The sequence below is a fragment of the Dickeya sp. Secpp 1600 genome, from assembly GCF_003049805.1.
Taxonomy (GTDB): domain Bacteria; phylum Pseudomonadota; class Gammaproteobacteria; order Enterobacterales; family Enterobacteriaceae; genus Dickeya; species Dickeya fangzhongdai.
On sequence record NZ_CP023484.1, the window covers coordinates 2,344,983 to 2,364,140 of the forward strand.

Annotated in this window: 19 protein-coding genes; 12 read left to right on the top strand and 7 right to left on the bottom strand. The window is 57.0% G+C overall.

Translation table 11 applies throughout. The features are described from left to right. Positions 1 to 75 precede the first annotated feature (75 nt). Positions 76 to 1,806: an arginine--tRNA ligase gene (gene argS, locus CPA59_RS10515; RefSeq protein WP_100849496.1), complete on the bottom strand. Its 1,731-nt coding sequence runs from the start codon at positions 1,804 to 1,806 to the stop codon at positions 76 to 78. Positions 1,807 to 2,508: 702 nt separating this feature from the next. Between argS and CPA59_RS10520 the strand changes: the two genes are divergently transcribed. From CPA59_RS10520 to CPA59_RS10530, 3 genes are all read left to right on the top strand, one after another. Next, positions 2,509 to 3,081, top strand: a complete 573-nt coding sequence (locus CPA59_RS10520) for a VOC family protein (RefSeq protein ID WP_038918928.1) — start codon at positions 2,509 to 2,511, stop codon at positions 3,079 to 3,081. 203 nt (positions 3,082 to 3,284) lie between these two features. Continuing rightward, positions 3,285 to 4,049 (top strand): copper homeostasis protein CutC, encoded by a 765-nt coding sequence (gene cutC, locus CPA59_RS10525; RefSeq protein WP_107759280.1) that lies wholly within the window; start codon positions 3,285 to 3,287, stop codon positions 4,047 to 4,049. A gap of 287 nt (positions 4,050 to 4,336) precedes the next feature. Next, positions 4,337 to 4,633 (top strand): hypothetical protein, encoded by a 297-nt coding sequence (locus CPA59_RS10530; RefSeq protein ID WP_038918930.1) that lies wholly within the window; start codon positions 4,337 to 4,339, stop codon positions 4,631 to 4,633. 97 nt (positions 4,634 to 4,730) lie between these two features. Here CPA59_RS10530 and cmoB read toward each other — a convergent pair whose 3' ends face one another. The 4 genes from cmoB to CPA59_RS10550 all read right to left on the bottom strand — a co-directional run bounded on the left by cmoB (position 4,731) and on the right by CPA59_RS10550 (position 7,957). Continuing rightward, complete coding sequence (cmoB, locus tag CPA59_RS10535; RefSeq protein WP_107759282.1) at positions 4,731 to 5,702, bottom strand: tRNA 5-methoxyuridine(34)/uridine 5-oxyacetic acid(34) synthase CmoB; 972 nt, start codon at positions 5,700 to 5,702, stop codon at positions 4,731 to 4,733. Further along, positions 5,699 to 6,442, bottom strand: a complete 744-nt coding sequence (gene cmoA / locus CPA59_RS10540; RefSeq protein ID WP_107759284.1) for a carboxy-S-adenosyl-L-methionine synthase CmoA — start codon at positions 6,440 to 6,442, stop codon at positions 5,699 to 5,701. The genes cmoB and cmoA overlap by 4 nt, the downstream gene beginning before the upstream one ends. Positions 6,443 to 6,565: 123 nt before the next feature. Continuing rightward, positions 6,566 to 6,961 (bottom strand): MAPEG family protein, encoded by a 396-nt coding sequence (locus CPA59_RS10545; RefSeq protein ID WP_038659066.1) that lies wholly within the window; start codon positions 6,959 to 6,961, stop codon positions 6,566 to 6,568. 180 nt (positions 6,962 to 7,141) lie between these two features. Then, positions 7,142 to 7,957: a DUF72 domain-containing protein gene (locus tag CPA59_RS10550; RefSeq protein ID WP_107759286.1), complete on the bottom strand. Its 816-nt coding sequence runs from the start codon at positions 7,955 to 7,957 to the stop codon at positions 7,142 to 7,144. Between the two features lie 329 nt (positions 7,958 to 8,286). On the opposite strand from CPA59_RS10550, the gene aspS reads away from it, so the two are divergent. From aspS to ruvC, 4 genes are all read left to right on the top strand, one after another. Next, a complete protein-coding gene (gene aspS, locus CPA59_RS10555; protein ID WP_049853934.1) occupies positions 8,287 to 10,077 on the top strand; it encodes an aspartate--tRNA ligase in 1,791 nt (596 codons plus the stop codon). A gap of 1 nt (position 10,078) precedes the next feature. After that, positions 10,079 to 10,522 carry a dihydroneopterin triphosphate diphosphatase gene (gene nudB / locus CPA59_RS10560; RefSeq protein WP_038659057.1) on the top strand — a complete coding sequence of 148 codons (444 nt, stop codon included), beginning with the start codon at positions 10,079 to 10,081 and terminating at the stop codon, positions 10,520 to 10,522. A 142-nt stretch (positions 10,523 to 10,664) separates the two neighbouring features. Further along, positions 10,665 to 11,408, top strand: coding sequence for a YebC/PmpR family DNA-binding transcriptional regulator (locus CPA59_RS10565; protein ID WP_038918936.1), 744 nt, complete (start codon positions 10,665 to 10,667; stop codon positions 11,406 to 11,408). A gap of 40 nt (positions 11,409 to 11,448) precedes the next feature. Next, positions 11,449 to 11,970: a crossover junction endodeoxyribonuclease RuvC gene (gene ruvC / locus CPA59_RS10570; protein ID WP_038659051.1), complete on the top strand. Its 522-nt coding sequence runs from the start codon at positions 11,449 to 11,451 to the stop codon at positions 11,968 to 11,970. Positions 11,971 to 12,088: 118 nt separating this feature from the next. On the opposite strand, the gene CPA59_RS10575 is transcribed toward ruvC, so the two are convergent. Then, positions 12,089 to 13,051: a sugar-binding transcriptional regulator gene (locus CPA59_RS10575; RefSeq protein WP_038918937.1), complete on the bottom strand. Its 963-nt coding sequence runs from the start codon at positions 13,049 to 13,051 to the stop codon at positions 12,089 to 12,091. 189 nt (positions 13,052 to 13,240) lie between these two features. After that, the gene (locus tag CPA59_RS10580) at positions 13,241 to 14,026 is read right to left on the bottom strand and encodes a triose-phosphate isomerase (RefSeq protein WP_107759288.1); all 786 of its coding nucleotides are present in this window, start codon (positions 14,024 to 14,026) and stop codon (positions 13,241 to 13,243) included. A 245-nt stretch (positions 14,027 to 14,271) separates the two neighbouring features. Here CPA59_RS10580 and pdxA point away from each other — a divergent pair, with 245 nt between their 5' ends. From pdxA to CPA59_RS10605, 5 genes are all read left to right on the top strand, one after another. Then, positions 14,272 to 15,297, top strand: a complete 1,026-nt coding sequence (gene pdxA / locus CPA59_RS10585; protein WP_107759290.1) for a 4-hydroxythreonine-4-phosphate dehydrogenase PdxA — start codon at positions 14,272 to 14,274, stop codon at positions 15,295 to 15,297. 56 nt (positions 15,298 to 15,353) lie between these two features. Then, entirely contained in the window at positions 15,354 to 17,072 is a 1,719-nt protein-coding gene (locus CPA59_RS10590) for a four-carbon acid sugar kinase family protein (protein WP_107759292.1), read from the top strand. A gap of 177 nt (positions 17,073 to 17,249) precedes the next feature. Beyond that, positions 17,250 to 18,257 carry a 2-keto-3-deoxygluconate permease gene (locus tag CPA59_RS10595; RefSeq protein WP_107759294.1) on the top strand — a complete coding sequence of 336 codons (1,008 nt, stop codon included), beginning with the start codon at positions 17,250 to 17,252 and terminating at the stop codon, positions 18,255 to 18,257. 10 nt (positions 18,258 to 18,267) lie between these two features. Then, entirely contained in the window at positions 18,268 to 18,639 is a 372-nt protein-coding gene (locus CPA59_RS10600; RefSeq protein ID WP_107759296.1) for a PTS glucitol/sorbitol transporter subunit IIA, read from the top strand. Positions 18,640 to 18,687: 48 nt separating this feature from the next. After that, complete coding sequence (locus CPA59_RS10605; protein WP_038918944.1) at positions 18,688 to 19,146, top strand: RpiB/LacA/LacB family sugar-phosphate isomerase; 459 nt, start codon at positions 18,688 to 18,690, stop codon at positions 19,144 to 19,146. Positions 19,147 to 19,158: the final 12 nt, after the last annotated feature.

Here is a 19,158-nt window from a genome sequence, read left to right on the forward strand (position 1 = left end):
CGCGCAGGTTGGAAGGCATGCGTGATGATATCGAAAGGCCCCTTCCCATGACGGGAAGGGGAGGCGCGACAGAAATTACATCTTCTCGACGGTCTGGATGCCGAGCGTATCCAGGCCGGTTTTCAGCGTTTTGGCGGTCAGCAGCGCCAGTTTGAGGCGGCTTTGGCGTGCGCTGTCGCTGTCGGCGTTGAGGATCGGGCAGTTTTCGTAAAAACCGGAGAACAGCCCGGCCAGATCGTACAGGTAAGCGCACATCACATGCGGCGTACCGTCGCGGGCCACCGTGGTAACGGTTTCTTCGAACTGCAGCAGGCGGGTCGCCAGCGCTTGTTCATGCTCGGCGGTCAGCGCAATCGGCTGGGTCAGACTGGCTTCTTCCACCCCGGCGCGTTTGAAGATCGACGCAACGCGGGTGTAGGCATACTGCATATAGGGCGCGGTGTTGCCTTCAAACGCCAGCATGTTATCCCAGTCGAAGATATAGTCAGTGGTGCGGTTTTTCGACAGGTCGGCGTATTTGACCGCGCCTACCGATACCACCTGCGCCAGTTGCTCCAGTTCGCCGCGCTCCATCTCCGGGTTTTTGCCGGCAATCAGCGTCAGCGCGCGTTCGTAGGCTTCGTCCAACAGTTCGGACAGCTTGATGGTGCCGCCGGCGCGGGTTTTAAACGGCTTGCCGTCTTTACCCAGCATCATGCCGAACATGTGGTGTTCCAGGCTGACGGATTCCGGCACGTAACCGGCTTTACGCACGATGCTCCAGGCTTGCATCAGGTGTTGATGCTGGCGGGAGTCGATATAGTACAGCACACGGTTGGCGCCCAGTTTTTCATAACGGTATTTGGCGCAGGCGATATCGGTGGTGGTATAAAGGTAGCCGCCATCCTTTTTCTGGATGATGACGCCCATCGCTTCGCCTTCTTTGTTTTTGTACTCGTCCAGATAGACCACGATGGCGCCTTCGCTTTCCACCGCCAGCCCTTTGGCTTTCAGGTCGGCGACGATTTCTGGCAGCATGGCGTTATAGAGGCTTTCGCCCATGACGTCATTTGGGGTCAGCGACACGTTCAGACGATCATAGCTATGCTGGTTCTGGACCATGGTGATGTCCACCAGCTTGCGCCACATCGAACGGCAATATTCGTCGCCGCTTTGCAATTTTACTACGTAACCGCGGGCGCGCTCGGCGAAGACGGCATCGTCATCGTAGTGTTTTTTCGCTTCACGGTAGAACGCTTCCAGATCCGCCAGTTCCAGATCGCTGGTGTTGTCGTTTTGCACATCTTCCAGATGAGCAATCAGCATACCGAACTGGGTACCCCAGTCACCGACGTGGTTGGCGCGAATAACGTTATGACCGAGGAATTCCAGGGTACGTACGGCGGCATCGCCAATGATGGTCGAGCGCAGGTTGCCGACGTGCATCTCTTTGGCTACGTTGGGAGCCGAGTAGTCAACGACGATAGTTTGCGGCTCAACCGCAGCGACGCCCAGTTTCGGGGCGGTCAGCGCGTGTTCCAGCTGGCCGGATAGCCACTGGGGATCGAGGAATATATTGATGAAACCGGGACCGGCAATTTCCGTTTTGGCTGCAATGCCATCCAGCTGCAGCGTTTGTACTACTTTCTCGGCAAGCTGGCGCGGGGGCATGCCCAGTTTCTTGGCGGCCGCCATGATGCCATTTGCCTGATAATCACCAAATTGCGCTTTTGCTGACTGGCGAACCATTGCTTCGCTGTCAGCGGGCGCGCCCGCCGCAATCATTGCCTGATGGACTTTTTCTGAAAGAAGAGCCTGAATATTCACCGGTTTACCCTAAATGACGAATCAAGCCTTTCTTTATACCATATTTGGGTTGTGTAGTCAGCAGAGCACCATGACAAGCGCCCCTGGCGGGGCGTCAATAAAAATAAAACAAAGCATCCGATAATGCGGCGAGATGTCTGCTGCCATTATCGATAATAAAATTTAAGGTGAAAGGCGCGGCTTTCCGGCAAGCCTGAATAGCGGAAGGGGAGTATTAATAAAAAATTTAACGTCGTTTGTGTCGACGGTCCGTGCTCAGTCGTGTGCTCTGCATCGTTTTAAAATGACGGAACAGTGAATAACCGGCAATGACAACTAGCATAGAGAAGGTTATTAGCAACATGGTAAATGCCCTTTGGTCATTTAGTGGAGGTTGGGTAGTTTCGAAGTTATCCGTTTTTTGTTTATTTCTCAATGTTACAGAGGATATTTAAGAATACTCTCATCGGGTTTTTAAATTCATTAAAAATCAATACATTGTAATTTTTATTATATTTCTGTCATTTTGTTAACAGTATTTGTTGTTATTATTCTTTGATTGAAATGAAGTTTGTCCACCGTTGCAAATAATGGCATGAAAAGACAAGAAAGTCGGGCTAATGCCAGCACGGTATGATACCAAAGTCGCAAAAAGATGGAGGTTATTTCTGTCTATGTTAAATTAGACTGGATAAACTATTTATTTAGGTTAATGAGGAAATAATGACCGCTTTGTTACCGTCGACGCTTCCCCCCTCCTTATTGAATGACCTTTCCCGTTTTGAAACTGAACTTCAGCAACTCGCACAGCAGCTCGAACTTGACCTTGCCGCGTTTGACGCCGACCACATTTCTCTGCGCTGTCATCAGAACAGTACGGCGGAGCAATGGCGTACGGCGTTGCTGGCCTGTGGGTCGTTGCTGTCGGAAAACATGATCAACGGCCGGCCTATCTGTCTGTTTATCCTTCATCAACCGTTAACGGTGGGGCCGTGGCAGATTGATTGCGTGGAACTGCCGTGGCCGGGGAATCAGCATTATCCGCACGAAGGGTGGGAGCACGTGGAGCTGGTATTGCCCGGCGACCCGGCTACCTTACATCCCCGTGCGCTGGCCTGCCTGCCGGACGCGGCTCTGACCACTCCCGGCATTAAACTGAAATTCAGCCATCCTCAGGGTGAACATGAACGCCTGCCCAATCCGACGCTGGCGGTGACTAACGGGCGGGTCACGCTGAAATTTCATCCCTACCGTATTCAGGAGATCGTAGCCAGCGAACAGTCGGCCGGTCAGTAGGTTAGCTCGCGGTCATTTAAATTGTGTGGCGTGTCATATTCCACGCGCAAATCCTGTCGCCAGTGTGACACGCCTCTCTCCGCCGCTGGCAAGGGGATGCCAGTATTAGGCGTGTATCATGCCGGCATAGGGTGATAAGCGGGCAATTCTTTCGGAAATGCGTTGTGTTTCCGGTTTCGTTATTTTTTGCAAGGGAGGCGGATATGCCAATGCTGGAGGTCTGCTGTTATAGCTTTGATTGCGCACTGACGGCACAGCAGGCGGGGGCGGATCGGATAGAACTCTGCGCCGCGCAACGTGAGGGCGGCCTGACGCCCGGGTATGGCGTATTGCGACAGGCGCGGGAAACGCTTGCCATTCCGGTGCACCCGATGGTGCGGCCGCGTGGGGGGGATTTTTGTTACAGTCATCAGGAGTTTACGGCGATGCTGTATGACATCGATCAGATCAGGTCGATGGGGTTTCCAGGATTGGTAGTGGGGATTCTGGATGAGGAAGGCCATATTGATATGGCGCGTATGCGGCAGGTTATGGCGCGGTGCGAAGGGCTGGCGGTCACGTTCCATCGGGCGTTCGACATGTGCCTGAATCCGCGTCTGGCGCTGAATCAACTGGCGGATTTGGGCGTTGCCCGCGTTCTGACTTCCGGCCAGCAGCAAAGCGCCGAAAATGGGTTAACGTTGTTACGGGAACTTAATGCGGCCAACTGCGGTCCTATTATTATGGCGGGCGCGGGCGTCAGGCTGACCAACCTGCATAAATTCCGCGCCTGTGGTATTCAGGAATTGCACACCTCGGCAGGCCAATGGTTGCCATCGCCGATGCGTTATCGCAAATTGGGTGTCACGCTCTGTTCCGAAACTGAAATGGATGAATTCCAGCACTACTGTGTTGATGGCGATGTTGTGGCGGCCATGAAAAACGCCTTGAGCCCGGAACCGGCTCCCTCTGCGACATCCGCCTCCTAGACCGTGCCTGCATGGGCGTTGGCACCGTCTGGCATATCCCGATGCCCTTTGCCGCGCAGCATTCCCCTTAGCGGTCTGCTTGCGAGTACCAGGCCCCGACGCCTTGTCGGGGCTTTTTTTCTGCCATGGTAACGGCGGTCGAACGACCGCTTCATCACTCACTGTACGCTATAGTTGTTATACGTCAGTTGCTGTACGTCGCGGTTATTACCGGACTGAATGTGATCACGCCCAGAAAATGTGTTGAATTGTTATACGTTTATCTTTTATCGCCCTGAGCCGGTGATATGCTGCCTGTTATCCCAACAGCCAAAAGGAATCCTGTTATGCGTGGAATCGTTGTGCATCATGAGCATCGCATTGGTTTCATCGTTATCCGCGATCCGGAAGACGGATTTATCGTCGCTAAGTTGCTGGACATTTATGAAGTGGAAAGGGGAGATGCGATAACCGGCGATTTCCAGACCGTCGGCAATACGACGCTTTTTAATGAAACCAACAATCAGGATATCAACGTCGAGATCCAAAATACCGATATGACCGAGGATGCAGCCATCGAGCTGATCGTTAAAAACCGCAACTGATGGTCCGTATTAAGGATGATTGGGGCGGCGGTCGGCGCTGGTCTGCGATCGACGGATGCGCCGCGCCGCCCTGATATTGGCGATGAGCCGTTCCCGCTTAGGGTTTGCGCGCTACCAGCACCGCCCGTAACGGCGCCGGATAGCCTTCAAGGGTTTTGCTGCGATCGTCCGGGTCGAGAAAATCCGCCAGCGAAGCCGTGCGCATCCAGCTAGTGCGACGTTGTTCTTCCAGCGTCGTGACGCACTGGTCTACCACGCGAATATCGACAAAACCGCATTTCTCCAGCCAGCGCGCGAGCGCGGCGGACGAGGGCAGAAAATAGACGTTACGCATCTGGGCATAACGCTCGCCCGGCAGCAGAACGCAGTGCTCATCGCCTTCCACCACCAGTGTTTCCAGCACCAGTTCCCCGCCGGAAACCAGTTGATTCTTGAGTTGCCACAGATGGTCGAGCGGAGAGCGCCGGTGATACAGCACGCCCATTGAGAACACGGTATCAAACGCGGCCAGCGCCGGAAGTTGTTCAATGCCCAGCGGCAGCAGGTGGGCGCGCTGGTCGTTGCCCAGCAGCTTGCGCACCGATTCGAACTGGCACAGGAACAGTTGCATCGGGTCGATGCCGACCGCCAGACGAGCGCCGGCGCCGATCATGCGCCATAGGTGGTAACCGCTGCCGCAGCCGACATCCAGAATCAGCCGATCCTGCAACGGGCTGAGATGCGGGAACACCCGATCCCATTTCCAGTCGGAACGCCATTCGGTGTCGATGTCGACGCCATAGAGTGAAAACGGCCCTTTGCGCCAGGGCATCAGGTTACGCAGCAGACTCTCAATGCCCGACTGCTGGCCGGCTGACAGCGGCGTATTCATCCGGGCAGTGACGCCGTGGACCAGATCGAGCTGCTCTGGCGTCAGCGTCGGCAGGTGTTCCACGGTATTAACCCAGTGTTTGAATTCGCCGTGCAGCGATTCCTGCTGCCATTGGCTGATCTGAGCCGGAAGCGTATTAAGCCAGTGGCTGAGCGGACCTTTAGCGATCAACTGATAGAAATTGCCGAAATCGATCATGAACCTTGCTCCGCTTTCAACGCCAGCAGGGAACCGAAGTTAAAACACTGGAACCACACGTCGCTGTGGCTGAAGCCGGCTTCGCGCAACCGGGCTTTGTGTGTTTCCACCGAGTCGGTGAGCATGACGTTTTCCAGCATGCTGCGTTTCTGGCTGATTTCCAGTTCGCTGTACCCGTTGGCGCGTTTGAAATCCAGATGCATGTTGAACAGCAATTCGCCTATCGGCGCATCGGCAAAACTGAATTTTTCCGACAGCACCAGCGCGCCGCCGGGGCGCAACCCCTGCCAGATTCGTTTTAGCAAGGTCAGCCGGTTGTCTGGCGGTACAAACTGCAGCGTGAAATTGAGCACCACCAGCGAGGCGTTTTCAATATCGGTGTCCAGAATGTCCGCTTCACGAACGTCGACGGGCGTATCGGCGCGAAAAGCCTCGATATGGCGGCGGCAGCGGGCCACCATTGCCGACGAGTTATCGACGGCGATGATTCGGCAACCGGGCACGTGGATATTGCGGCGCATCGACAAGGTGGCGGCGCCCAGCGAACAACCGAGATCGTAGACCTGGGTGTCCGCCTGCACAAAGCGCTCCGCCAGCATGCCGATCATGGAAATAATATTCGAATAGCCAGGAACGGAGCGCTGAATCATGTCCGGAAACACTTCAGCAACGCGTTCATCAAACGTCCAGTCGCCCAGGTTGGCGATGGGCGCGGAAAAAAGCATATCGCGGTTTGACATAGCAGGGAAAATGCATACTAGGGAAGAACAGGGGCGCATTCTAGCAGAAAGATGGGACAAAGATGTATGAGAGAAAGACGGTAAGGCGCCGTCAGCAGGCCTTACCGTGGATACCCGGCGGGATTAACGCAGGGTAAATACCAGATCCCAGGGCAGGTAGTAGAGGTTGAACAGAATCATCAGCAGCAATGAAACATAGGTGGCCGCCATACCGGAGCGCCGCCAGTTCAACTCACGGTGACGCAGGCCGTAGTAGTGACATAACCGCCCGAGCAACAACATAATTCCGCACAGATGAATCATCGCGTTCATCGCCCCATTCATCTCCATCAGCACCAACAGCAGGCCGCCGATAGGGATGTATTCCACCGCGTTGCCGTGGACGCGAATGGCGGTTTGCAACTCGTAAAAACCGCCGTCGCCGTAGGCCACCCGGTACTGCATTCGCAGTTTCACCACATCAACCGACAATTTAACTAACAACAATGCGCTGAGCACCACATAAAGCGCGCTTACCATTTTTTACTCCATTGCCTGACCAGAAGCGGCAGACGCTATCATAACGTGTCTGTCGCCGACCTGTCGCCTGCATAACGCGAAGATATTGTAGGTGAAATTGGCGGATATCAAACGCTATTAATAAGAAACTGTGATAAAAGCCGACGGCGATGTTTGCCCGGTGTTTTTCAACATGACGCCCTAAAACAGCGACGACTGCTGCGGCCAGTCCGGGCAGGGCGGCATGCCGGAAATTACCGCGCTCAGATGCGGCCATAGCCGTTGCGCCAGTTCCGGCGCGCTGGCCGTACCGGCTGTGTGGATGAACAGGTAGGGGGAATGCGTTTGCCACTCCGCCAGTTTGGCGAGCCAGGGCATGAACCAGCGCAGGTTATCATCCGGATCTTCATTGCCGATAAACCGGATCAGCGGTTCTTCGGCGGTGCGCACCACATGCAACGGCACCTTCGGCTTTTTGCGCTGGGCGTCCCGCAGCGCGTCGCTGGTGGGGGCGGCATGATGCACCGGCCGGCTATCCATGATCACCCGGTTGAGTCCGCGCTGGTGCAACCCCTGATTAAGCTGGCGTTCTTCATCGCCTTTGGCGAAAAACAGCGGGTGGCGGACTTCCACGCCATAACGGAATCCTCCTGCCGGCAAGGCGTCCATAAACTGCCACAGCGTGTCTGTCTGGTCTGGCCCAAAGGCAGACGGCAACTGTAGCCACAACTGTCCCAGCCGGTGGTGAATGGGTTCCAGACAACGGAAAAACTCCGCCACCTGTTGCTGGCAATGGCGCAATCCGGCCTGATGACTGATGGCGGAAGGAAACTTGAAGCAGAATCGGAAATCGTCATGCGTCATATCGCGCCAGCGCAACACGGACTCCGCCGACGGCAGCGCATAAAAGGTGGTGTTTCCCTCCACGCAGTTGAAGTGGCGGGCATAATCCGCCAGATCGCGCAGGCCCAGCCGGTTCCAGCCGGGGTGCTGCCACTGCGGTAAGCCGATATACATAAATCCTTGGTCCCGATAGGTTTCTCTGCGAGTGAACGTCCTGAAACAGCCAGTCGCCATGACGGCTGATGTAACAGGGTTTTAGCATAATACCCCGCAATTGTGTAACCGACAGGCAAAAGCACGGCAAAAAGCAAAAAAGAGTATGCGGGGCGGCCCGCAGACCGCTACCATCGTACTTATCGTTGTGGGGAAATTCCTTTATAATGCTCCCCTTTTTTCATTGGACTGTAATCCAGAAAAACCATGCCGACCGGTTCACAGACCCTGTGTCGCCGCCAATTGGCGTATGAAACAGGGCGCCGGCGGCGGTGTAAAAGGACATCGTAATGCGTACTGAATATTGCGGGCTGTTGAATTCGTCCCATGTGGGCCAGGAAGTAACGTTGTGCGGCTGGGTCAATCGCCGCCGCGATCTGGGTGGGCTGATTTTTATTGATATGCGTGACCGCGAAGGTCTGGTGCAGGTGTTCTTCGACCCGGATCGTCAGGAGGCCTTCACTCTGGCTTCCGAATTGCGCAACGAGTTCTGCATCCAACTGACCGGTGTGGTGCGCGCCCGTCCGGACAATCAGGTCAACAAAGAGATGGCGACCGGCGAAGTGGAAGTGCTGGCGACCGCGCTGACCATCATCAACCGGGCCGAACCGCTGCCGCTGGATGCCAACCAAACCAACAGCGAAGAAGCGCGCCTGAAGTACCGTTACCTTGACCTGCGTCGTCCGGAGATGGCTCAGCGCCTGAAAACCCGCGCCCGCATCACCAGCTTTGTGCGCCGCTTCATGGACAGCCACGGCTTCCTTGATATCGAAACCCCGATGCTGACCAAAGCCACGCCGGAAGGCGCCCGTGACTATCTGGTGCCGAGCCGTGTGCATAAAGGCAAATTCTACGCGCTGCCGCAGTCACCGCAGTTGTTCAAGCAGTTGCTGATGATGTCCGGCTTTGACCGTTACTATCAGATCGTCAAATGCTTCCGCGACGAAGACCTGCGTGCCGACCGTCAGCCGGAATTTACCCAGATCGACGTGGAAACCTCCTTCATGACCGCGCCGCAGGTGCGTCAAGTGATGGAAAAACTGGTGCGCGAGCTGTGGCTGGAAATCCACGGAGTGGATCTGGGCGACTTCCCGATCATGACGTTTGCTGAAGCCATGCGTCGCTTCGGCTCCGACAAACCGGACCTGCGCAACCCGCTGGAACTGGTGGATGTGGCCGATCTGCTCAAAGACGTGGACTTCAAAGTCTTCTCCAGTCCGGCCAACGATCCGAAAGGCCGCGTTGCCGCTATTCGCGTACCGGGCGGCGCACAGCTGAGCCGCAAACAGATTGACGAATACGCCAAATTTATCGAAATCTACGGCGCCAAAGGGTTGGCTTACATCAAGGTTAACGAGAAAGCCAACGGCCTGGAAGGTATTCAGAGCCCGGTCGCCAAGTTCCTGAACGACGGTATTCTGACAGCGTTGCTGGAGCGTACCGCGGCGGAAGACGGCGACATCCTGTTCTTCGGCGCCGACAGCGCCAAAGTGGTGACGGACGCGCTGGGCGCACTGCGCCTGAAACTGGGTCGCGACCTGAAAATCACCAACGAAAACAGCTGGCAGCCGCTGTGGGTCATCGACTTCCCGATGTTCGAGGATGACGGCGAAGGCGGCCTGGCCGCGATGCACCACCCGTTCACCGCGCCGCGCGATATGTCGCCGACAGAGCTGGAAGCCAACCCGACGGCCGCTATCGCCAACGCTTACGACATGGTGTTGAACGGTTACGAAGTCGGCGGCGGTTCGGTGCGTATCCACCGTAGCGAAATGCAACAGACGGTATTCCGCATTCTCGGCATTGACGAGCGGCAGCAGCGCGAAAAATTCGGCTTCCTGCTGGATGCGCTGAAGTTCGGCACCCCGCCGCACGCCGGTCTGGCTTTCGGCCTCGACCGTCTGGTGATGCTGCTGACCGGCACCGACAATATTCGCGACGTGATAGCGTTCCCGAAAACCACCGCAGCCGCCTGCCTGATGACCGAAGCGCCGAGCTTCGCCAACCCGTCGGCACTGGATGAACTCTCCATCGCGGTGGTGGGTAAGGGCAAAGCCGCGCAGGATGCAGAGAACCAGTAAGATGAACTATAAGCGACCCGTTTCGGTGCTGGTGGTGATTTATGCCCGGAATACCGGACGGGTGCTCATGCTTCAGCGGCGCGATGATCCGGATTTCTGGCAGTCGGTCACCGGCAGCCTGGAGGAGGATGAAAGCGCGCGATGTGCCGCACAGCGTGAAGTGAAAGAAGAAGTTAACATCGACATCGCTGCCGAGGCGCTGACGCTGGTTGACTGTCAACGCAGTGTGGAATTCGAGCTTTTTGCTCATTTGAGACGTCGCTATGCCCCTGGCGTCACGCATAACCTGGAACACTGGTTTTGCCTGGCGTTACCTGATGAACGCCCGGTGGAGATCAGTGAACATCTGGCTTATCAGTGGCTGGGTGCGCCCGATGCGGCGCGGTTGACCAAATCCTGGAGCAACCGGCAGGCGATTGAAGAATTTGTTATTTGTCCAGCCTAGCCTGATAGATTTCGCGTTGCGGCAAAACGGCGACCGAGCGAATCCCGGCGCTTACCCGCGTAAGTGTCCGGGGGAACGAGGGCGCTAACGCCGCGGCGGCGCGAAAGATAAAGGGAACAACAGGCTTTTTTCGGAGATTTTTATGGCAGGTCATAGTAAGTGGGCCAACACTAAGCATCGCAAAGCAGCACAGGACGCCAAACGCGGCAAGATTTTTACCAAGATTATCCGCGAACTGGTTACCGCGGCCCGTCTGGGCGGCGGCGATCCCGGCTCCAACCCCCGCCTGCGTGCTGCCATCGATAAAGCGCTGTCCAACAACATGACGCGCGACACCCTGAACCGGGCGATCGCGCGCGGCGTGGGCGGCGATGACGACGCCAACATGGAAACCATCATTTATGAAGGCTACGGCCCGGGCGGCACCGCGGTGATGGTAGAGTGTCTGAGCGACAACCGTAATCGTACCGTGTCCGAAGTGCGTCATGCTTTCACTAAATGCGGCGGCAACCTGGGAACCGACGGTTCCGTGTCCTACCTGTTCACCAAAAAAGGCGTGATTTCCTATGCGCCGGGTCTGGATGAAGATACGGTGATGGATGCGGCGCTGGAAGCCGGCGCTGACGACGTGGTGTCCTATGACGATGGCGCGATCGACGTGTTTACGCCGTGGGAAATTTTCGGTCAGGTAAAAGACGCGCTGGACGCGGCCGGTCTGGTGGCCGAATCGGCCGAAGTGTCGATGATTCCGTCCACCAAAGCGGACATGGACGCTGACACCGCACCGAAACTGATGCGTCTTATCGACATGCTGGAAGACTGCGACGACGTGCAGGAGGTTTACCACAACGGTGAGATCTCCGACGAGGTAGCGGCACTGCTGTAATGGCAGTTTTCCTTGCTAAACAGGCGACCGGGGGAGAACGATGAGTATTATTCTTGGCATCGACCCCGGTTCCCGCGTCACCGGTTATGGCATTGTCCGCCAGCAAGGCCGGCAGATCAGCTATCTGGGTAGCGGTTGCATCCGCACTGCGGTGGATGATCTGCCCACTCGCCTCAAGCTGATTTATGCCGGCGTCAGTGAAATCATCACCCAGTTTCAGCCCGATTATTTCGCTATCGAGCAGGTTTTTATGGCTCGCAATGCTGACTCGGCGTTGAAGCTGGGGCAGGCGCGCGGCGCGGCGATCGTCGCGGCGGTGAACCAGTCGTTGCCGGTGTTTGAATACGCCGCACGACAGGTGAAACAAACGGTGGTCGGCACCGGTGCGGCAGAAAAAAGCCAGGTGCAACACATGGTGAAAACACTGCTCAAATTGCCCGCCAGCCCGCAGGCCGACGCCGCCGATGCACTGGCGATTGCCATTACGCATTGTCATTTCAGCCAGAATTTGTCGCGCATCAGCCATGACAAACTGACGCTGGCGCGTGGTCGGCTGCGTTGACGGCCAGTTTCCCTCGCTATTCACTCTGCACCGTGGGCACCGCTCGTCAAGTGAGGGGCGAAGCCCGATAATCGGTTTCCCATCGGCCGCCATGCGCGGCCGCTTTTCCATCCGGGCGCTATTTCGCCTGTTCCAGATTCAGCACCGTGCGGGCATTGCTGGCGCTGGTGGCAATCACATCGATAATCCCGGAGCGTAAGGCCGCCAGTATCGCCGTAGCCTTGGTATTCTCGGCGGCGATGGCGATGACGCAGGGAATTTTGCGCAGTTGCTCCGGGCTGAGCCCAATCACCCGGTCGTTCATCACGGTGTCCACCGGCGTACCCTGCATATCGAGGAAGGAGTAACCGGCAATGTCGCCCACCACCCCCTGTTCCTGACGTGCGGTGATGATCTCCTGCGAGGTAAACCAGCCCAGTTGCACCATGAAACTGTTTTCATTCATATCCCCCAACCCCACCAGCGCGATGTCCGCTTTGCTTGCGCGTTCCAGCGTTTCGCTAATCAATCGGTTCTGCATGAAGGCGGCTTTCATCGCCGGGTTTTCCACATAGGCCGGGGCGTATAGGGTTTCGCTGCTGGCGTTGAACTTGCGCGCCAGATGACGGCTGATGTGGTCGGCGTCGATCAGTTCGCCGTCGCGTTTGGTGCCGCCGATGCCGCAGATGAATTTGCACTGCCGTTCGGGAAAGACGCCGACATGGCTGGCGACGGCGGCGACGTTGCGGCCTTGTCCCACCGCGATGGTCATGCCGTTTTTGATAATGCTGGACAGATAGGTGGAAACCAGCGACGCCACCTGCTGACGCTGTTCCTCTTCATCATGATGGTCGAGGGCGATCAGCGCGCGTTTGATGCCGAAACTCCGGATGAACTGCTGTTCAATCTGCGAACTGAAAACCGGATGGTAGCGCACATTGATTTCGACGATACCTTCCGCGCGCGCGCGTTTCAGCAGGCGCCCCACCTTGATGCGGGAGATGCCGAAACGGCTGGCGATCTCCTCTTGCGTCTGTTCGTTTTCGTAATAGGCGACGGCAATTTCCGTCAGTAGTTCGCTGTCTGAATCGAATTCACTCATGGATTAACTCGCCATTGTGTGGTTGCAAAGAGGCTCCTGGCCATGTCTCGTCATTATTCCGTCGCCGGCCGGTTGCGAAATGGGCCGGCGTGCGGGAGCCTGCTGGCTGAATGTGGGCTACCGGCCCCCGCGGGCGACGAAAATTGAAAATGACGCCTGTGCAGCGCCAACTGCGGCTCGGCGGTGTTCTTAGCGATCCAGTAACGTCGCGACGCCGTGCACCAACCGACAAAAATCCTCGGCGTCCCATGCCGACCGACCGATGAATAATCCATCGATATCAGGGCATTGGATCAGCTCGGGGCTATTATGCTGATTTACGCTGCCACCGTACAGCAACGTCACGTTTTCCGCGGTGGCGGCGCCGTAAGTGTCAGCCAGCGCCTGCCGTAGGGCGCGATGGATAGCCTGCGCTTCGGCGGCCGTCGCCGGGGTACCGCCGTCGCCGATCGCCCACACGGGTTCATACGCGATGATCACCTGTTCAACCTGCGCGCGCTCCAGCCCGGCCAGGGCGATTTTCATCTGGCGCACGACGGTTTCGGTAGAGACTCCCCAGCCTTTTTCCTGCGCGCTGTCGCCGACACACACCAGCGGCCGTAGCTGATAGCGTAGCGCGGCCTGCACTTTTTTCCGAATATTCGCGTCACTTTCAGCAAAGTCGCGGCGTCGCTCCGAATGGCCCAGCTCTACCAGCGCGCCGCCGCAGTCGCGCACCATGACCGGTGAGATTTCCCCGGTCCAGGCGCCCGCGTCGGCATAGTGCATGTTCTGGGCGCCGGTCAGACAGTTGACGCCGTGCTGGCGCAACCGTTCGGTTACCTCCCGGATCAGCGTAAAAGGGGGGATGACGAACGGCTGGATGCGGGGGCCGGCGGCGGCATTGAGCCGGGCGGCCAGCACATCGCAATAGGCTTTGGCGTCGTCCAGGGTTTTGTTCATTTTCCAGCTGGTGCCCAGCATCAGGTTTCTCATTAATCACTCCCGTTATCACTATTCGTCTGAGGTGAGGGTAACAAAAGTCTCGATGCTGTTACTTATAATCATGACTAAAACAAATGTTCAATCACACATTTCCCCAGTCAAGGATGTTTCTGTATAAAACGTGACCTTATTCAAGGTTATTTGTTTTCCTTACCGTAAACTGCCACCTAACAAAAGTTATTTAATTGAACATATGAGCATTTGGTTGTTCTGGCCATGTGAAAAAGGTGAAAAATATGTCGGTTGAGAAAAAACCTGTGGTTGATAGAAAGCCTGTTGTAGCCCTTACCGTCGGTGACCCGGCGGGCATCGGCCCGGAAATCTCCGTCGCCACCATGATGAATCAAACGGTGTATGAGGAGTGCCGGCCGTTCCTGATTGGTTCAGTGCCCATCATCCGGCGGGCGATGGCAATCTGGAACTGCGACTTCGCCATCAACGTGATTCACTCGCCGGCCGAAGCCCGCTTCACCTGGGGAACGCTGGACGTGCTGGAAACCGGCGACTACGACTGCGACGGCATTGTCTGGGGGAAAGTGCAGAAGCAGGCCGGTCAGATGTCGCTGGATTACGTGATGAAATCCATTGCGCTGGGGATGGCCGGCGAGATTGACGTGGTATCTACCGCGCCCATCCATAAAGAAGCCATCAAGCTGGCGGGCTGCAAGCTGCCCGGCCACACCGAAATCTATCAGGTGGAAACCGGCTCCGATTACGGCCTGACCATGTTCCACGTGCAGAAGCTGCGGGTGTTCTTCGTCAGCCGCCACATGGCGTTGAAAGACGCGTGCGACTACGCCAATAAGGAACGGGTGCTGGCCTGCGTACAACAGATTCACCACGAATTCACCGCGCTGAATATCAAGCAGCCGCGCATTGCGGTCGCGGCGCTCAATCCCCACGCCTCCGACAACGGGCTGTTCGGACGCGAGGAGAAAGACAACCTCATTCCGGCGGTACAGGCGGCGCAGGCGCTGGGGATCAACGCTATCGGGCCGGTTCCGGCCGACTCGGTTTTCCACCTGGGCAAACTGGGGCATTACGACGCGATCCTTTCTCTCTACCACGATCAGGGGCATATCGCCTGCAAAACGCTGGACTTCGAGCGCTCGGTCACCATCACCTTCGGCCTGCCGTTTATGCGCAGTTCCGTAGACCACGGCACGGCGTTTGATATTGCCGGGACCGGCAAGGCCGGCACCGTCAGCATGCTGGAGTCCACCCTGGTGGCGGCCCGCTACTGGAAGATGAAACACCGATAACCGCAGGTACGTACCCGCGAGCCGGGTACGTGTCTTTCCGGAGAAAGGAGAACCGCATGAAACGTTATCTGGAAATTACCCGCGGCAGCAAAGGCTGGGGCGGGCCGCTGACCATCGAAGTGGCGGCGGGGAAAAAAATTGCTTATATCACCGGGGGGATACGGCCCGCGGTGGTGGATCGACTGATGGAGCTGACCGGCTGGGAAGGCGTGGATGTGTTCAAACATGGCGAGCCGGCGGAGCAGGACATCGGGTTGGTGGTGATCGATTGCGGCGGCACGTTGCGCTGCGGCCTGTACCCCAAGCGCGGCATTCCCACCGTTAACCTGCACCCGACCGGCAAAACCGGGCCGCTGGCGGCGTTTATTCGTGAAGATATTTACGTGTCCGGCGTGACGCCGGCCGGGGTTCAGTTGCGCAGTGAAGGCGGGCAGGGCGACCGGCTGGGCATTGTGGCGGATGACCTGACCGGCGCGACCACCGTCGGGGTGCTGCTGGCGCGCAGCGGGATCCGAACTGCGGCGTTTTTTGACACCGACTCCTTTGACGCCTGCGATTCGGAGTGGCAGGCGATGGTGATCAGCAGCAATAGCCGACCGCTGCCGAAAGCGGAAGCGCAACAGCTGGTGCGCCAGGCCACGCTGTCATTGCAGGCGCAGGGCGCGCGCTACTTCACCAAGCGCGTCGATACCACGCTGCGCGGCGGCATTGGGTATGAAATCGATGCCATGCTGGAGGTGCTGCCGCAGGAAACCGTGGCGGTCGTCGTGCCGGCGATGCCGCAGTCGCGCCGGATTCTGGTGGGGGGCTACTCGGTCATCGATTCGGTGGCGCTGTCGTGCACCGATGTGGCTAAAGACGTCCGCACACCGGTGACGGAAACCTTTGTGCCGGAGTTGCTGGCCGCGCAGACGCACCATCACGTCGGCCATCTCGCTTTGTCGTGCGTGCTCAAGGGGTACGATGCGGTCAGCCAGGCGCTGAGCCGGCTGCAACAGGACGGCGCGCGTATCATGGTGGTGGACGCTATCTCGCTGGCGGATGTTGAAACCATCGCCCGGGCGGTGACGCTGCTGAACTGGAACGTACTGGCGGTGGATCCGGGGCCGTTTACCGAACGGCTGGCCTGGGCGCGGGAGATGATCCGCGATGAACCGCGTCCGGAACCGATCGCGGTACCGGTGAGCCAACAGCAAGGGTCGATCGTGGTAGTGGCGGGCAGTGCCACGCCGGTGACCAAACGACAGCTGACCCGACTGATCGAACAGGACTCGCGCGTGTGCCATATCCCGGTGGATGCGGAACTGCTGATTGACCGGGAGCATTCCGCCGCGATTGAAGTGCAGCGGGTGGTGCGTCAGGCGCAGGAGTGCGTGCGTACGCATCATAACGCCATTTTCGTGTTCGAATCGGCGCTGACCGGTCGGCTGCTGGATTTGGCGCAGGAGGAGCAGCGTTTTGGGCTGGCGCACGGACAAGCGGCCGACAACATCAATCGCGGGCTGGGGGATATCGTCCAGGCGGTGCTGGATGCGGGCGGCGGCGACATCCGCGGGTTGTACATGACCGGAGGCGACACCATGGTGAACGTGCTCAGGCGGCTTGGCGCCAGCGGCATCGAAATGGTGGATTACGTGATACCGCAAACCGATCTGGTCAGGATTATCGGCGGCGATTACAACGGGCTGGTGTGTGTGGGCAAGGGCGGCTTGACCGGTTCGGATGAGGTGATTCATACCATCGTCGAACATATTTATCGCGAAGCGACACAGTAATATAACCGGAAAGTAACATAACCGGAAAATAACGTATCCGCAGATGGGTTATTTCGTACTGATTCTGCGTGCGGTGTTCTTCACTTATTTTTGCTATTGGTATTATTCAGGATATGGGCCGAATCTATTCAATAATAATAGGCCTGAAGTGACTCTACTCTACAAAAGAGAAACGCCATGAAAAATATAAATCTGTTTGACAAGATGAATAAGTTCCCCGGTGGGTTGATTATTATTCCATTGATTCTCGCAATATTAATTAATACCTTTTTCCCGTCGGTGCTAAAAATTGGCGGCCCGACCACCGCTTTATTTAAAGCCGGTTCGAGCGCGATGATGGGGATATTCCTGTTAATTTGCGGCGCGTCGATCAATATTCGCCAGGCCGGGTTGCCGTTATATAAGGGCGCGGTGCTGCTGATGCTGAAATTTGCCGCCGGCGCGCTGGCGGTGTGGATCATGGGGGCGCTGTTCGGGCCGGCGGGCTTTTTCGGCATCTCCACGCTGGCGCTGGTGGCCTGTATTACCAGTTCGAACAGCTCATTGTATATCGCGCTGTGCAGCAACTATGGCGACGCCAGCGACGCCGGGGCCATTTCCGTGTTCTGCATCAAGGATGGGCCGTTCGTTACCATGGTGGTGCTGGGAGTCAGCGGTTTGGCCAATATTCCGTTTGAGGCGCTGTTGTCGATGCTGGTGCCGCTGCTGGTCGGGATGATGTGGGGCAATATTGACGAAAAATTCAAGCAGTTATGTGCTGCTTCCCAGCCGCTGATCATTATCATCATGTCGTTTGCGATCGGTGCCAACTCCAGCATGAGTACGGTGTTCAGCGCCGGGCTGTCCGGCATCCTGCTGGGCGGTATTTCCGCCTTGACCGCGATTGTATTCTACTTCCTGTACAACCTGTTTCTGAAGAAGAAAACCGCGCTTGGCGCGGCGCTCGGCACCACGGCGGCCAGCTCGGCATTGACGCCGGCGATGGTGGCTCAGGCGGATCCGACGCTGCAGGCGTTTGTCGATGCCGCCACCGCCCAGTTGGCGACCGCCAGCATCATCACCATGCTTACCGCGCCGGTGCTGGTGGCCTGGTTTGACAAGCGCTTGCGCAAAAACGATGCCGATGTGACGGCGCCGCAACCGACGGCACAATCGTTCAGCTCGCCCGCGGATAAGGCGAAGTGAGGGCGCGGGGATGAGACATGTGGCGTGGCAAGCGACGATCCGCGCTATCGGCCATGAGGCGGAGGCGATGCGGCAGGAAAATCGCCTGATCCTGTTCAGCGATCGCGTGCCGCCGGAGTTGGGCGCGTATTGCCTGCTGCATCAGGATGGCGAATGGCATCGGCCGCTGGCGGTGAATCAGCAACTGGAATTAGACGGCAAGAGTTATGTTATTACCGCCGTGGGCGATATCGCCAACCATAATTTACGCGAATTAGGACATATCACGCTGTTATTTGACGGCGGTGCCGCGGCGGAATTACCCGGGACGGTACATGTCAGGGGGAATATACCGGATAAATTGCCGGGTTTAGGAAATATCACGATTTTTGAACTGAGTTAAAAATCGATCGAATTAAATTTTCATTAATCTGAAGTAAGGATGTTAATCATGAAACCAATCGCCATTGGTGCGGATGACGCTGCGTATGAATTACGCAGTATTATTACCCGTTATCTCGATTCGTTAAATATTCCCTGGGTGGATTTCAGCAGCGATAACAATGTGGATAACCGTTATTACCCGGACGTGGCGCACGCCGTCGCCATGTCGATTAAAGCAGGCCAGCAGGATCGCGGTATTTTGATGTGCGGCACCGGCATCGGGATGAGCATTGTGGCGAATAAGGTGCCCGGTATTCGCGCCGCCCAGTGTCACGATACGTTTTCGGCGGAGCGGGCGCGTAAAAGCAATAACGCGCAGATCGTCACGCTGGGCGCGCGGGTGATCGGCGCCGAACTGGGCAAGCAGATTATTCATGCCTGGCTGAACGCCGAGTATGAAGGCGGCGGCTCGGCGCCGAAGGTAGAGCGTATTGATTACTATCAAAATCAACACATTGCCGAATAATCCGTCGGAAGA

Coding starts and splice junctions, on each gene's coding strand:
- CPA59_RS10520 (WP_038918928.1), top strand. CDS start 2,509: ATGACCGCTTTGTTACCGTCGACGCTTCCCCCCTCCTTATTGAATGAC.
- cutC (WP_107759280.1), top strand. CDS start 3,285: ATGCCAATGCTGGAGGTCTGCTGTTATAGCTTTGATTGCGCACTGACG.
- CPA59_RS10530 (WP_038918930.1), top strand. CDS start 4,337: ATGCTGCCTGTTATCCCAACAGCCAAAAGGAATCCTGTTATGCGTGGA.
- cmoB (WP_107759282.1), bottom strand. CDS start 5,702: ATGATCGATTTCGGCAATTTCTATCAGTTGATCGCTAAAGGTCCGCTC.
- cmoA (WP_107759284.1), bottom strand. CDS start 6,442: ATGTCAAACCGCGATATGCTTTTTTCCGCGCCCATCGCCAACCTGGGC.
- CPA59_RS10545 (WP_038659066.1), bottom strand. CDS start 6,961: ATGGTAAGCGCGCTTTATGTGGTGCTCAGCGCATTGTTGTTAGTTAAA.
- CPA59_RS10550 (WP_107759286.1), bottom strand. CDS start 7,957: ATGTATATCGGCTTACCGCAGTGGCAGCACCCCGGCTGGAACCGGCTG.
- aspS (WP_049853934.1), top strand. CDS start 8,287: ATGCGTACTGAATATTGCGGGCTGTTGAATTCGTCCCATGTGGGCCAG.
- nudB (WP_038659057.1), top strand. CDS start 10,079: ATGAACTATAAGCGACCCGTTTCGGTGCTGGTGGTGATTTATGCCCGG.
- CPA59_RS10565 (WP_038918936.1), top strand. CDS start 10,665: ATGGCAGGTCATAGTAAGTGGGCCAACACTAAGCATCGCAAAGCAGCA.
- ruvC (WP_038659051.1), top strand. CDS start 11,449: ATGAGTATTATTCTTGGCATCGACCCCGGTTCCCGCGTCACCGGTTAT.
- CPA59_RS10575 (WP_038918937.1), bottom strand. CDS start 13,051: ATGAGTGAATTCGATTCAGACAGCGAACTACTGACGGAAATTGCCGTC.
- CPA59_RS10580 (WP_107759288.1), bottom strand. CDS start 14,026: ATGAGAAACCTGATGCTGGGCACCAGCTGGAAAATGAACAAAACCCTG.
- pdxA (WP_107759290.1), top strand. CDS start 14,272: ATGTCGGTTGAGAAAAAACCTGTGGTTGATAGAAAGCCTGTTGTAGCC.
- CPA59_RS10590 (WP_107759292.1), top strand. CDS start 15,354: ATGAAACGTTATCTGGAAATTACCCGCGGCAGCAAAGGCTGGGGCGGG.
- CPA59_RS10595 (WP_107759294.1), top strand. CDS start 17,250: ATGAAAAATATAAATCTGTTTGACAAGATGAATAAGTTCCCCGGTGGG.
- CPA59_RS10600 (WP_107759296.1), top strand. CDS start 18,268: ATGAGACATGTGGCGTGGCAAGCGACGATCCGCGCTATCGGCCATGAG.
- CPA59_RS10605 (WP_038918944.1), top strand. CDS start 18,688: ATGAAACCAATCGCCATTGGTGCGGATGACGCTGCGTATGAATTACGC.